The following is a 15059-nucleotide window of genomic DNA, read 5'->3' as shown; positions in this document are numbered from 1 at the left end:
AAACTAATCTTCTGTATTCTTCAGAGCCATTAACAAGTTATAGGCACCTTTTGTTACAAACCGTTTACCTCCAAGGTCCTTCTGTAATATTTCGGTATAATTGTTTTCAGAGGTTCCGGTTTTAACTTCTCTCATCTCAAACCTATTTTTGCCTTTGACCTCAAAAATGTAATATTTATTTTCAAACCGTACAATGGCATCATTTGGTAACGCAGAGGCGTTGCTTGCTTCGGTTTCGATATCAGCATTCATATACATCCCCGGGATAAGCCCTTTGTCGTAATTATCAAAATGACAATGAACTTCAACGGTATTATCAGTAGAAACATTTTTACTGATCAAGATGATTTTTGTACTGTATTTTTTATCAGGATCCGTATTGGTATATGCCAGTACAGTTTGCCCTACTGAAAGTTGGTCTATATCCTTTTCATAAACATCAAGTGCCAAGTGGATATCGGTAGGATTTACCAGCTCAAATAAAACTTCAGTAGGATTGACATATTTTCCAATATTCACATTGACAGCCGAAACAAAACCGTTAATTGGAGAATATATATTGATGCTTTTTGTAATGTTATTCGCTGTCAAACCGTTTGGGTTAATACCAATCAATCTTAGTTTCTGCTCTAATGCCTTTACCAGAACATTTTGCATCTGATAATTGGATCTAGTCTGCTCATACACTTTATCACTTGTTGCCTTGCTTACATTCAACTGTTTTTGTCTGTTGTATTCGCTATTATTATAGGAGTACTGGGCTTTGGCTACAAGATAATCCTGTTGGATCTGGATATACTGAGGGTCTTCGATCACTGCTATTACCTGTCCTTTGGAGACCTGCATTCCCGGTAGAAGTCGTGTGTATTTCAGGTATCCTCCCAAAGGCACGCTTACCGAAACTTTATTTTGCGGTGGTACATCGATCTTCCCGTTAACTTTTAATTTTGAAGAAATGTTTTGATTTCCAATGGTCCCAACTTCAATACCTGCATTCTTATATTGTGCATCCGTAAGAGTAACCATATTATTTTCCGTTTTTACCGCCACATCTTCTTTCTGTTCTTCTTCTTTTTTACCTGTACAAGAATTTAGAAGGAGTGCTGTGCATATGATGAGCATTAATCTGTTCATAATGAATTGTTTGATTTTGAATTAATTTTAAATGATGGTTTGAAAACCACAATTGCAATGATGGCGAAGACTATGGTCAATATTCCTCCGTATAAAAATTCTTTCTGAGGAAAATTTGCACCTAGAAATCCTGCGATAGGATAAGCAATAGCCCACCAAAGATGTGAAAACGCAAAGTGAGACCCGTAAACCTTGCCTTGATTTTCATGGGAAATATTTTCAGCAATGAGCGTTTCTGATGGCATCTCTGCAAGGCTTTGTCCCAAACCTGCAAAAATCCACAAGACAATCAGGACATTGAATGATGTCCAGTTTGCAAAGCTTACTGCCAGCCCTAATAGAAATACACCTGCAATTAGAGATAAAGCCCTGGTTTTCGAGCGGTCAAAACTTCCTGCAATAAATGCAGAAATAGAAGCACCGACCCCAAAACCAGCCATCACCCATCCATAGTACTTATCTTCCAGAAGGAGCGATGATTTCACATATCCGATCGTATTGACCAATATCATTGCTCCTGCAAGCGACGATACAAATTCGATGCTTAGGGCGAAACGTAAGATCTTATTTCCAAATAGTAACCTTATGCCCTTCCAGACATTTCCCCAGGTATTTGAATTTTCAGACCCGCCGGTAACACCCTTCTGTAATGCAGATGCAGGAATTGAAAGAATGAATACTGCTGCAATGATAAAGGTGATGCCATCTACAATGAAAATATCCCGTGCTCCAAGCCAGGTCGCAACAACACCAGCCAATGCAGGACCTAAGATCCCCAATAATTGATAGGTTGCAGTGGAAAGACCAACGGCCTCACGGTAATATTTACCATCAACAACCTGAGGAATGACTGTTCGGTAGGTCGGGGTAAAGAATGCGTTGAATACATTCAGAAAAAATACCAATACGTAGATCTGCCATTCCTGCGTTATAAAAGGCAGGCAGCAGACGATTCCCATCCTGATAAAATGGGTAACATATAATATTTTTTTTCGTGATATCCTATCCGCTAATACACCTGCAAAAGGAGAAAAAATGATAAATGCCGTTACCCTTAACGTCAGCGCGCTTGCCAATATGATAGCAGAACGTTCTTTCCCGAATTGATAAGCCAGTAGAGCCAGCCCCACCCATGTGAAAGCATCTCCGATAAGACTTATCGTCTGTGCCATATATAGTTTTGCAAAAGTCTTGTTTTTCAGTGCCATAAAAGGCTCTGTTAACTTTTGAACAAAGGTTCTTTTATCTTTATTTTCCATTGTTGTTGAATTTTGGATCGTAAGAATTAATTTCGATCAGACTGTTGTTGCGGTTTTTTAATGCCTCGATATACTGGTTCTGAATTTCGATAGCCTGATTGGTCAGGATCACCCATTGAAGATAGTCGATATCGCCGCCTAAAAATTGTTTCTTCGCAGTAGAATTGATGGTAGCTACATGTTTTAGTCCTGTATTCTGGTAATAATCTACAACTTCATTATACTTTTGGAAGTCGATAAAAGAAGATTGATAATTGATCTCGAAATTCTTGAGGTTGTATTCATACTCCGTTGCAGCAACAAGCTGGTTCGCTTCTGATGCTTTAATTTTCGCTTTCTGTCCTCCGTTGAATATCGGAATACCTACACCAATTACCACTGATTGAAAACGTGGTGTGCTGTTATATTCTTTATTGTCGGCTCCCATTCCTTTCATTCCCATAATATTATATCCTAAGGAAAGGCTTGGCAATAATTTACTTTTTTCTACTTCTGTTTCGGCAACCAAAATATCTTTTTTCTGCTTTAAATATTGAAGATAGGGATGTTCTGCAATGGCAATATTATCAAGAGCTGTCTGTTGTAATAAAGTATTGTCGCTAACATCAGGACTGTAAAGAACTTCCGTATTCAATAATAACTGGAATTGAAGCTGGGAAATTTCCAAATCTCTTTCGAGTTGTTTTAACTGAACTGCAATCTGACCACGCTGATTTTCAGCGGTTGTCTGTTCAAGAACATTACTTTCACCAACTTTAAAACGGAGATTGGCCTTGTTTAGAAATTCGGCATACAGCTTGTCATTTTCCTGCAATAAACTTTTCTTCTGCAATAGATAAACCATATTGTAGTAAACCTGGGCAACATTTTTACGAAGCTGTTTTTCTTTCACCCCTACGCTCAAGACACTGTTCTTCCAAACCTCTGTTAAAAGATTTTTATTGGCCGAATAAACTTTTGGAAAATTGACCGATTGGGAAACCCCTAATCTGACATCAGAATAAAAACTATTGATCTGTCCGATCTCAGCACTTGCATTCGTTGCCGGGATAATCGCGCTCGACTTAATAAGCAGTTTATTGTAGTCGCTCCTTAATTTTTCGCTCTTTACGGATAAATTATGTTGCAATGCTATCTCCGTAGCTTCTTTTAAAGAGATGGAAGACTGCGCATTTAAACTTAAAGCTCCTGCAAAAAGGAATGCAAGAAGCAATGTTTTTCCTGTTTTGATCTTGAATGTAAATTTCTTTTTTTCTATCATAATATAAAGAATTGGTAATACAAAGAGTGTAAGAAAAGTAGCCACCATAAGACCACCGATAACTACTGTTGCCAAAGGTTTTTGTACTTCTGCACCTTCTCCGGTACTCAACGCCATTGGCAAGAATCCCAATGAGGCAACAAAAGCCGTCATTAGCACAGGTCTTAAACGGACCTTAGTCCCTTCAAGCACGATTTCCCGAAGATCTGTCTTTCCTTCTTTTCTCAATCTGTTGAATTCAGAAATAAGGACAATACCATTTAATACTGCCACACCAAATAGCGCAATAAAGCCTATTCCGGCAGAAATACTGAAAGGCATTCCTCGAAAAGCTAACGCAAAAACACCTCCTATTGCCGAAAGCGGGATGGCTGTGTAGATCAGAAAAGCTTGTTTCATCGAATTGAAAGCAAAATATAATAGAATAAGAATAAGTATTAAAGCCACAGGAACCGCAATATATAATCGTGATTTTGCTTCCTGTAAATTTTCAAACGCACCACCATACGTCACGAAATAGCCAGGCGGAAGTTTAATCTGTTTGTCCACTTTATCCTGTAATTCCTGAACCATACTCTGCACATCACGACCTCTTACATTAAATCCTACAATGATCCTGCGTTGAGAATTTTCTCTTTGTATCTGATTTGGACCTTCTATAATATTTACATCTGCAACAAGACTCAAAGGAATTTGTTCTCCTCTTGGGGTGGCAATAAGCAGGTTTTGAACATCTTCTAGCCCTTGTCTTTTATCGCCCGCTAATCTTACCACTAGGTCAAACCGCTTTTCTCCTTCATAGACTGTTCCACCAACTGCTCCTGCAAAAGCGGAATTGATGACTTGGTTTACATCGCTAATATTAAGTCCATACTGAGCAATAGTTGCACGGTTAAGTTTAATTACAATTTGGGGCATACCGGTGACGGCTTCCACATAAACACCGCTGCTTCCTTGCACAGAACTTACAATTTTGCCTAATTTATTAGCGTAGACAGACAGGGTGTCAAGATCTTCACCAAATATTTTACAAACTACATCCTGTCTAGCACCGGAGATTAATTCATTAAAACGCATCGCAACAGGGTACTGAAAACTAAATGTAACACCGGGAACTGCCTCTAATTCTTTGGCCATCTTTTCTTCCAATTCTTCGTACGAATCAGCGGATGTCCAATCTTTTCGGTCTTTGAGAATAATCATCATATCGGTGGCATCTATAGGCATGGGATCGGTCGGAACCTCGCTGCTCCCTGTTTTTCCCACCACTTTTTCTACCTCAGGAAATTTTTCCAGTATAATTTTTGAGCCTTTTGAAACAGCCTCAATAGATGTGTTGACATTGCTTCCAGGTAATACGCGGGTTTCTACAGCAAAATCACCTTCAGGTAAAGATGGAATAAATTCCCCGCCTAATGAAGATAAAATAAGTATTGCCACAGCAAACAAAGCAACAACTGATATCAAAATAGCTTTTGGAATTCGTAAAACCTTTTCCAGCATCCGTCTGTAAAAGTTCTCAAGTTTAGCCATAATTCTATCCGATAAATTTTCTTTAACCTGGACTTTCTTGCTCAAAAACAATGCTGTCATCATCGGAATGTACGTCAGTGACAATACAAAAGCTCCGGCTAATGCGAAGGCTACAGTCTGAGCCATTGGGGTAAACATTTTTCCTTCAATACCCTTCAATGCAAAAATGGGAAGATAAACGATCAGAATGATCGCCTCGCCAAAAACCGCAGCATTTCTCATTCGTGTGGAGGTACTTAGCACTTCCGCATCCATCTGCTTTTGAGAAAGGACATCTATTCCGGCGTACGCTTTGGAATGTCTTATCCGATGCATAACGGCCTCTACAATAATAACAGCTCCGTCAACGATAAGACCGAAATCTAAGGCACCTAAACTCATCAAGTTTCCACTGACACCGAAAGCATTCATCAAAATGACTGCGAAGATCATAGATAAGGGGATAACAGATGCGACAATGAGACCAGCACGCATACTCCCTAAAAAGAAAACTAAAACAAATACAACAATTAGAGCTCCCTCAATCAGGTTTTTAGTTACTGTACTGATTGAGTTGTCAACCATTTTCGTACGGTCTAGGAAAGGATCGATCTCTACACCTTCGGGAAGTGTTTTCTGAATCAGATCGATTTTATTTTTTATGTTTTTGATAACTTCATTACTGTTAGCTCCTTTCAGCATCATTACAACTGCTCCGGAAACCTGCTGCTGTCCATTATAGGTCATTGCTCCGTATCTTGTAGCACTACCATATTTAACTTGTGCAATGTCACGAACGAGTAATGGAATTCCGTTGGAAAGATTTTTAATTACAATATTCTGTATATCTTCCATATTCCCTACAAGACCTTCACTTCGGATAAATAGAGCAGTAGGACCTTTTTCAATATAGGCTCCTCCCGTATTCTGATTGTTGTTTTCCAAAGCCTTAAACACATCACTTATAGAAATATTATTGGCTTTTAATCGTGAAGGATCAACTGCAATTTCATATTGTTTCAATAAACCGCCGAAACTGCTCACCTCTGCAACACCTTTAACTCCAACAAGCTGACGCCGAACAATCCAGTCCTGAATGGTACGAAGTTCCATTGCATCATATTTTCCTTCATAACCTTTTTTAGGACGTACAGAATATTGATAAATTTCTCCAAGACCGGTAGTGACTGGAGCAAGAGTGGGTGTTCCGAAACCTTTTGGGATTTCATCCTGTACTTGCTGAAGTCTTTCGGAAACCTGCTGTCTTGCCCAGTAAATATCAGTATCATCATCGAAGACGATGGTCACCACTGAAAGACCAAATCTTGAAAAACTACGAAGAGATTTCAATCCGGGAATATTGTTATTTACCTGTTCGATTGGGAATGTGATCAGTCGCTCCACATCCGGAGCGCCTAGAGATGGTGCGATAGTAATTACTTGCACCTGGTTATCTGTAATATCAGGAACTGCGTCTATGGGAAGTTTTTTTACTTCATAAATACCATAGCCAATTAAGGCTAATATAAAGAGCCCGATAATGAGTTTATTCTTAATTGAAAACTCAATTATTCTATTTAGCATATTTTAATTTGTTAAGCATTAAACATACGTACCGACGGAAGCCGGACGCACAAATACCCAAAAGAAAAACCTTTGAGAATGTCAAATGATTAACAAAAACGAGGGGGTTGCCAAATACCCTCTAAATGGGCAGATGCAACAAAGGAATTAGTATATGAAACAGGCTTTTCCTTACTTACAGGAATACTATTTAAAAATGAGAAGGTATTCAATTGAAAATAAAATACTGCAATATGGGGAGCATGAGCATCAAAAGTTTTAAAAGGTAAATTTTTGTGGCTGTGCTGTGCTAAATTATTATGTGTACTGTTGTAAGAATAATGTTCTTTTAAAAATTCGATGAACGAAGAATCATGATCTTCAGCCTCTCCATCATTGTGATGCATAACGAAATGCTGTACGAGATCAGGTAGTTTCAAGAGCTGGTTTCCTATACTGCTAGTAGACAGGAATATAATGAGAAAAAATATTGATAAGGCTCCTTTCACTTCGCAAATTTATAAAAACAAATATAGATTAAGGTAAATTTTTCGGAAAATTTTATATTAGAAGCTCATGAAGAAAAAGTTCTAATTATATTTTTGTTTTTCAGTATCAATTATAATCATCTTTTGTATTTACAATTAATAACACATTGAATCACTCAAGTTTGGTATTGTTACCTAATATTAGTGGTATTGTAAATTATTTGAATCAGGGCTTAAACAATAAAGAATAATAGCTTTGTCTTCAAATACTAAATGCTAAATATATGGAAGTTAATTATTCTGAGTACTTATATCCTAATATATTAGCGTTGGCATTATGTTACTAAATATCGCATCGATAAGTGTGTAAAATTGGTCGCAAAAAAGTAAGTCCAAAAAGTTATAATTCAAAATTTCTTCGAAATTCAAAATGTAAATTAGCAAAATGAAAATCCTGATCATAGAAGACGAAACCGAGCTTGCTAAAAGTATCTCCGAATATCTTTCGGGAGAAAATTATATATGTGAATTTGCACCCACATTCAGCGAAGCAATGGAGAAAATAGAAACGTTCCAGTATGATTGCATACTGTTGGATATTATGCTCCCTGACGGCAATGGACTTGTCATTTTAGAAGAATTAAAAAGACAGAATAAACAGGATGGCGTCATTATCATTTCTGCTAAAAATGCTTTGGATGATAAGATAAAAGGTTTGCAGTTAGGGGCAGACGATTATCTTACGAAACCATTTCACCTTTCAGAACTGATGGCAAGGATCTATTCAATTATCAGAAGAAAACAATTCAATAATTCGAATGTCATCACACAGAATGAATTGCAGATAGATCTTTTAGCAAAAACTGTTACTATTAATAATAAAACAATTATTCTGACAAAAAAAGAATTTGATTTGCTGCTTTATTTTATCGGCAATAAAAATAAGGTAATTTCCAAAAGTACATTGGCGGAACATCTCTCCGGTGATTTTGCGGATATGCTGGATAATCACGATTTTGTCTATGCTCACGTCAAGAATCTTAAAAAGAAATTATATGAAGCAGGCTGTGACCATTACTTGAAAACAGTTTATGGTACAGGATATAAATGGGAAAATATCTATAAATTATGAAGCCACTTTTAAGTAAAACCACAAGACCTTTTTTGATTTTTGTAATGATTGTTCTCGTTTTCAGTATCCCTGTTTATTATTTTGTAGTGGATGCAATATGGCAGGAGGAACTTGATGAGCACAATGAGATTGTTGCAGAAAAAACAGGATACGAATTTAACAAAATGAATGCTTCTAAAGAAGAAATACAACGTAGTATCGCTCTTTGGAAGCAGATTCAGCCGGGAACTAATATTGAAAAATTACCTGGGAATAATTTAAAAAAAGATTCGATTTTCACAACAGAAAAATACAAACCTTTTTCTGCTGATGCCACGATTGAGCGCTACCGATGTCTGAAAAAAATTATTTACATAAAAAATGAACCATATCTTTTTACGATAGAGACCAATATTGAGGAGACAGAAGGTACTGTGATGATCATCGGTGCTATTACATTATTCTTTTTTCTTTTAATTGTCACTGGATTGTTTATTTTGAATAGAAGATTATCTAAAACCATCTGGAAGCCATTTAGAGAGACACTTGATCAATTGAAGAATTTTAATTTAAACACACAAACGCAGATTGAATTTGACAAGACAGATACCACAGAATTTGAAGAGTTAAACCAATCACTAAGAAAATTGATTGCACACAATATATCCGTGTATAAAACACAAAAAGAGTTTACTGAAAATGCATCGCACGAATTACAGACTCCGTTGGCCATCTTGAAAAATAAGCTTGATCTTTTACTTCAAGATGCAAACCTGACCGAAAAGCAGTACAACATTGCCGAGGAAATGAACAAAGCTTTAACGAGAAGTTCAAGAATTAATAAAAATCTTTTGTTATTAGCAAAAATAGATAACAGTCAATTCGATAATTCTGAAAGCATTCAGTTTGATGAGATATTGCACCAAAATATGGATATTTTTAATGAACATTTTGAGCAAAAAAATATATCCGTCGTAGAGAATATTTCTTCTGACGTTGAGATGATTGGCAATAGCGGGCTGACAGAAGTTCTTATCAGTAACCTAATTTTAAATGCAATTCGTCATACTTCACGTGACGGAGCAATATCGGTGAAATTGACAAATTCAGTATTTGAAGTTGCGAATTCCGGAAGTGAAAAATTAAATACAGATCTTCTATTTAAAAGATTTTCGAAGCTTTCCGCTGAGAATAGCGGAAGTGGTTTGGGATTAGCCATCATCAGTGAGATTTGCAAATTCCATCATTGGACGATCAGTTATAAATTTGAAAATAATTTGCATATTTTTTCAGTAAAACTGTAAAATTCAAAATTTCTTCTAAATTCACTTTTAGTTTTGCTGCATAATTTAATTTATGCAAACGTTCTTCTATACTTATAAGTGCAAAACGACCTTCAATAAAAATTTCTTCCCAAATTTCAAATCATTGATATGAAAAATGTTAATGATGGCTTTTTAAAAGGAAGAGCAAAAAGCCTTACATACACTTTTAAAGGTGCTTTTCTTTTGCTGAAAACGGAACATTCGATAATGACACAGTCTTTCATCGGGGTTGTTTTCGTTGTTTTAGGCTTCTATTTTAAAATCACAAAAGTTGAGTGGATGTTTCAGATACTTGGCTTTGGACTTATTCTCACGGCAGAAAGCCTTAATACTGCAGTGGAAAAACTCTGCGATTTCGTTCATCCGGAATATCATAAAAAAATCGGTTTTGTAAAAGACATCGCTTCCGGAGCTATGACATTTGCTGTGATCTCAGTTTTAATTTTACTCACTCTAATCTATTATCCTTACTTATGAAAAAGTTATTCAATGGCAGATTTTCAGCACTGTTTAGTATTCTGAGTCTATATATTTTTTTGGCATTTGTAATTAGGATAATATTACTGATCTGGTCTTTAAAAGATCTTGAGCTTAATTTCCTACATATTTTGCGGGCTTTTTTCACAGGGTTCTTATTTGACCTGACGATGGGTTCTTTATTTTTGGCATTTTACGCCTTTTATCTTTTGATCTTTCCGAAAAGATGGATCGGATCTTTGTTTGATAAAATCATCACCTATTTTTATCTAAGCTTGATTTTCATTATTATTTATTTTAGCCTTTTGGCAGAAATACCTTTTTGGGATGAGTTTGGGGTGAGGTTCAATTTCATTGCGGTAGATTATCTTATTTACACTTATGAAGTTGTCGAAAACATCAATCAGTCTTATCCTTTACCTGTGATTGCTGTTGTTTTGGTAGGATTGATTGTTCTTACGTTTGTTTTATTTAAAAAACTGAATATCTTCAAAAACACTTTTTCTGATAAGAATTCTATCAGTAATCGTTTATTTTATTCACTTCCGGTTTTGGCAATTGCCATTATTTTAGGCTTGGTGATGAAAAACAAGCAGGCGGATTTCAGTAATAATTTGGTGGTAAATGAATTGGGGAAAAACGGTGCTTTTTCTTTTGTAACTGCCTTCAAATCAAACGAGCTTGATTATGAAACCTTCTACCCGAAACTATCGGAAAAAGAAGCTTATTCAATAGTTAAGAAGAATCTTTTACAGGAAAATCAAAAATATACAACCGCAAAATATGATGATATATCAAGGCTCACCATAGGAAATAATGAACAAAAACCTAATCTCATCCTTATTGCCATAGAAAGTTTCAGCGCAGATTTTCTGACAGAATTTGGCAATAAAGATCATCTTACGCCCAACTATGAAAAGTTGTCGAATGAAAGTATTTTCTTTACAAATCTGTATGCAACAGGAACAAGAACCGTTCGCGGGATGGAAGCTTTAACATTATCTGTTCCGCCAACACCGGGAAATAGCATCGTAAGAAGACCTAATAATCAGAATTTATTTTCCGTTTCTACAATTGTAAAATCAAAAGATTATCAGCCCTATTTTATTTATGGCGGCGATGGTTATTTTGATAATATGAATACCTTTTTTGGTGGACAGGGATTTGATATTGTTGACAGAAACAGAGGTAATCCTTTAGCAGACGAGATTAAAACACAAAGATTTGCAATTCCTGATAACGAAGTGAAATTTGAAAATGCCTGGGGAATCTGTGATGAAGATCTTTATAATCAATCTATCAAATACGCTGATAAAAGCGCTAAAGCAAACAAACCGTTTTTTCAGTTTGTAATGACCACTTCCAACCACAAACCTTACACTTTCCCAGCAGGAAAGATCGACCTTCCGCAAGGTGATAGAAATGCTGCCGTGAAATATACAGATTATGCTTTAGGAAAGTTCATTGCGGATGCGAAGACAAAACCCTGGTTTAAAAATACCGTATTCGTTATAGTTGCAGACCATTGTGCAAGCAGTGCCGGGAAGTGGGAGATCAATATCGACAGACATCACATTCCTGCAATTATTTATAATCTTCCACAGCAACAACCAACAAGAATTGATCGTTTAACTTCACAGATCGATTTGATGCCGACTTTATTCGGATATCTCGGTTGGAATTACAACACAAGTCTTTACGGAAAAGACATCAATCAAATGAAAGTTGGAGATGAAAGAGCTTTTATTGGCAATTACAGAACTTTGGGAATGCTGAAAGGAAATGTCTTCACACAGATTGACGATAGAAAAAGGTTAAAACAGTTTGGAGTTTCAGGAAATGAAAAACAGACCTTGTCAGAAATAAAAACAAAAAATCAGGAATTGGCCTATCAAACCATTTCTTATTATCAGACAGCAAGTGTGAGATTTAAAAATGGTAAAATGAAAGCTAAATAAAAACAGCCGGAATTGGGCTATTATTTTTTATCAATAAATTCCTGAACTATGAGATTAATAACTTTTCTGAAAAGCAAGAAAAGGCTTTTGTTTCGTGCGACGCTTATTACTCTATTAATTGTATTTGTAACATTAAGCTGTCTTGTTTTTTTTCTGCCACTAGAATATCTGGATATCCATATTTCAGAGGAAATACAGGAAAAGCAGACGCCGTATCTTAACACCATAATGATCTGGCTTAGTTACTTTGGAAGAACGACGGTGTCGGTTATAATGGTGGGATTAACTTCACTTTTTTTTCTGATTTTGGGCTATAAAAAAGAAACTGTTCTGCTTTTATCAACGCTTTTATCAGGTGTTTTAGGGTTAGGACTAAAAATGCTGATCAACAGACCCCGCCCGTCCCAAGATTTAGTTGTCCTTTTAGAAGAAACTAAATATCAAAGCTTTCCCAGCGGTCACGTTTTGTTTTATACTGTATTTTTTGGTACATTAATATTGATTATTCTTTATTTAAAAAATATCAAATATAAGGTCAAATTATTTTTGATTATCATTTGTCTTTCTGTGATTTTCTTCGGAGCTGTTTCAAGGGTTTATCTTGGTTCGCATTGGTTTACAGATGTTTTGGGAGGATTTATCTTAGGCGTTTTCTGTGTTTTGATTATGGGGTATTTTTACCTCAAAAACGACAGGGATATTCCGAAAAATATAAATTAAAATTCAAAATTTCTTCTAAATCAAATCTCACCTTTACCATATAATTAATAGAATATGGATACTTTGCGTGCATATCTCATTCGTGGTTTTCTACTTTCATTATTCTTTATTTTTTGTTGTAAGATTAGTGGGCAGTCAAAAAATACATTGTCTTATTTTCTTGAAACAGCAAAAACGAACAGTCCTGTTTTAAATGATTTCAACAACCAGGTACTATCAAATCGAATCGACAGTTTAAAGTTAAGAGCAACTTACGGATTCATTGTAACCGGAGAGGGAACAGTGGGATATTCCCCCAATATTAAAGGTTGGGGCTATGACAGCGCGCTGACAAACGGACAATCGCTTTTTGCAAGCGTAAGAGTTGCCAAAGAATTCATCAGCCGGAATAATCTGAATACGAGACTTATCGGTGTTAATGCAAGTATTGCACAGGTTTTAGCCCAGAAAAATATCAGTCTTCAAACGCTTAATAAACAGATTACCGACCAATATATTACGACTTACGCGAGTCAGCAACAATATAATGTAAGCAAGGAAATTATTCATTTGCTGAATCAGGAAGATATTGTTTTGAAAAAATTGACTCAGGCTGCGGTTTTCAAACAAACGGATTATCTAACCTTTAAAGTTGTCCTTCAACAAAACGAACTCACATTGGAACAGCAAAAAGCTGATTGGCAAAATAATTATGCATTACTCAATTACTTGTCTGGAATTATAGATGATACTTTCGAGCCTGTTGAAGCTCCATATTTTACTGAAAAACTGAATTCTACTTCTTTTGACAAAAGTATGTATCAAAAGGCTTTTCAGGCAGATAGTTTAAAATTAGCTAACGACGCCAAAATAATCCAATACAATTACAAACCAAAAATCACAACATTTTCGGATAGCGGTTATCAGTCTTCGTTTATAACAACTCCTTATAAAAATTTTGGATTGAGTGTAGGCGTTGGGGTTACAATTCCGATTTATGATGGTCATCAGAAAAAAATGTTGTTGCAGCAAAATCAATTATCACTGCAAACCCGTCAAAAATATCTTGAGCAAACACAAAGACAATATCAACAGATGATGTTCCAGATTAACAGTCAGATTGAGCAGTATAATAGGATAATTAATACCGCTAATGAACAAACGACTTATGCCAGAACTTTGGTTGAAGCCAATGCCAAACAGCTTCCTACGGGAGATGTAAGAATGGTGGATTTTATTCTTTCAATCAATAATTTATTGAGTCTTAAAGGAAATATCATTCAGTACAATACGACTTTATTCAACCTGAAAAACCAATTGCAATATTTAATTATTCAGTAATTATGGAAAAAATAATATTATTCATCATAGTCTCTCTTGTTGTTTTCAGTTGTAATAAAACGAGTGAAACGGTTCCTACAGAAACACCTACGACAGATGCAAAACCCAAAACATTGGTTACGGTTGCCTATCCGTCTGATACAGCTCAACTCAACAATGTAATAACACTAAATGCAACGGCAGCTTATTTGTTAAAATCTGATGTAAAAGCGAACAGTACAGGTTATATCACAAAAATGACCATCAAACTGGCAGACCGTGTCGGAAAAGGTTCGGTACTTTTCGGATTGCAGACCAAAGAAGCAAGAGCATTGGGAAATACCATCAATAAATTAGATAAATCTTTTCGTTTCAACGGAGCAACAACGGTGACAAGTCCTGCAACAGGTTATGTCGCAATGCTGAATCATCAAATCGGAGATTATGTTCAGGACGGGGAAGTTCTGGCAACGATTACCGATGCGAGCAGTTTCGGCTTTGTGGTCGATGTACCTTATGAATATCTTCAAATCATCAAAAGTAAAGGTTCTTTACCAATCACTTTGCCCGACAATACGGTTTTGCAGGGAAGAATCGCAAAAGTAATGCCTTCTGTTGATGCTATTTCTCAAACTGTGAAAGTGCTTTTACAAGTTCCCATTAACAATATTCCTGAAAATCTGATTGGTACGATCAGCTTTTCCAAAACTTCCGCTTATGGACTTTCTGTTCCAAAAATGGCAGTTTTGAGTGATGAAACCCAGTCTTCTTTTTGGGTGATGAAATTAATCAATGACACGACAGCCGTAAAAACAGACATTACAAAAGGGGTGGAAACGGATAAATATATTCAGATAAAATCCGGCAATTTGACTACGAAAGACAGAGTGATTTTCTCAGGAAATTTCGGATTGAGTAATACCGCAACCGTGAAAATACAAAAACCCTAACC

General features: G+C 36.0%; 11 protein-coding genes. 7 read left to right on the top strand and 4 right to left on the bottom strand.

Annotated elements, in window-relative coordinates; translation table 11 throughout:
* Window positions 1-3 precede the first annotated feature (3 nt).
* The 4 genes from H560_RS0105060 to H560_RS22255 form a co-directional block, all read right to left on the bottom strand.
* Window positions 4-1134: an efflux RND transporter periplasmic adaptor subunit gene (locus H560_RS0105060; protein ID WP_034752218.1), complete on the bottom strand. Its 1131-nt coding sequence runs from the start codon at window positions 1132-1134 to the stop codon at window positions 4-6.
* Window positions 1131-2393 carry an MFS transporter gene (locus tag H560_RS0105055; protein ID WP_027379041.1) on the bottom strand — a complete coding sequence of 421 codons (1263 nt, stop codon included), beginning with the start codon at window positions 2391-2393 and terminating at the stop codon, window positions 1131-1133. The genes H560_RS0105060 and H560_RS0105055 overlap by 4 nt, the downstream gene beginning before the upstream one ends.
* Window positions 2383-6750: a CusA/CzcA family heavy metal efflux RND transporter gene (locus H560_RS0105050; protein WP_027379040.1), complete on the bottom strand. Its 4368-nt coding sequence runs from the start codon at window positions 6748-6750 to the stop codon at window positions 2383-2385. The genes H560_RS0105055 and H560_RS0105050 overlap by 11 nt, the downstream gene beginning before the upstream one ends.
* Before the next feature lie 89 nt (window positions 6751-6839).
* Window positions 6840-7136 (bottom strand): hypothetical protein, encoded by a 297-nt coding sequence (locus tag H560_RS22255; RefSeq protein ID WP_123983446.1) that lies wholly within the window; start codon window positions 7134-7136, stop codon window positions 6840-6842.
* Window positions 7137-7662: 526 nt separating this feature from the next.
* Between H560_RS22255 and H560_RS0105040 the strand changes: the two genes are divergently transcribed.
* From H560_RS0105040 to H560_RS0105010, 7 genes are all read left to right on the top strand, one after another.
* Window positions 7663-8349 carry a response regulator transcription factor gene (locus H560_RS0105040; protein WP_027379039.1) on the top strand — a complete coding sequence of 229 codons (687 nt, stop codon included), beginning with the start codon at window positions 7663-7665 and terminating at the stop codon, window positions 8347-8349.
* Window positions 8346-9632: a sensor histidine kinase gene (locus H560_RS0105035; RefSeq protein WP_027379038.1), complete on the top strand. Its 1287-nt coding sequence runs from the start codon at window positions 8346-8348 to the stop codon at window positions 9630-9632. Before H560_RS0105040 ends, H560_RS0105035 begins: the two co-directional genes overlap by 4 nt.
* A 129-nt stretch (window positions 9633-9761) precedes the next feature.
* Window positions 9762-10130: a diacylglycerol kinase family protein gene (locus H560_RS0105030; RefSeq protein WP_027379037.1), complete on the top strand. Its 369-nt coding sequence runs from the start codon at window positions 9762-9764 to the stop codon at window positions 10128-10130.
* Window positions 10127-12088 carry an LTA synthase family protein gene (locus H560_RS0105025; RefSeq protein WP_027379036.1) on the top strand — a complete coding sequence of 654 codons (1962 nt, stop codon included), beginning with the start codon at window positions 10127-10129 and terminating at the stop codon, window positions 12086-12088. Before H560_RS0105030 ends, H560_RS0105025 begins: the two co-directional genes overlap by 4 nt.
* Before the next feature lie 48 nt (window positions 12089-12136).
* On the top strand, window positions 12137-12808 hold the full coding sequence (locus tag H560_RS0105020) for a phosphatase PAP2 family protein (protein WP_027379035.1): 672 nt from the start codon (window positions 12137-12139) through the stop codon (window positions 12806-12808).
* Between the two features lie 54 nt (window positions 12809-12862).
* Entirely contained in the window at window positions 12863-14128 is a 1266-nt protein-coding gene (locus H560_RS21105) for a TolC family protein (RefSeq protein ID WP_081413925.1), read from the top strand.
* Between the two features lie 2 nt (window positions 14129-14130).
* Complete coding sequence (locus H560_RS0105010; protein WP_027379034.1) at window positions 14131-15057, top strand: efflux RND transporter periplasmic adaptor subunit; 927 nt, start codon at window positions 14131-14133, stop codon at window positions 15055-15057.
* Window positions 15058-15059 lie beyond the last annotated feature (2 nt).

This window comes from Chryseobacterium daeguense DSM 19388 (assembly GCF_000430825.1).
GTDB classification, from domain to species: Bacteria; Bacteroidota; Bacteroidia; order Flavobacteriales; family Weeksellaceae; genus Chryseobacterium; species Chryseobacterium daeguense.
Note: the sequence above shows the minus strand (reverse complement) of the source record. Positions and strands in the feature narration are given on the sequence as shown.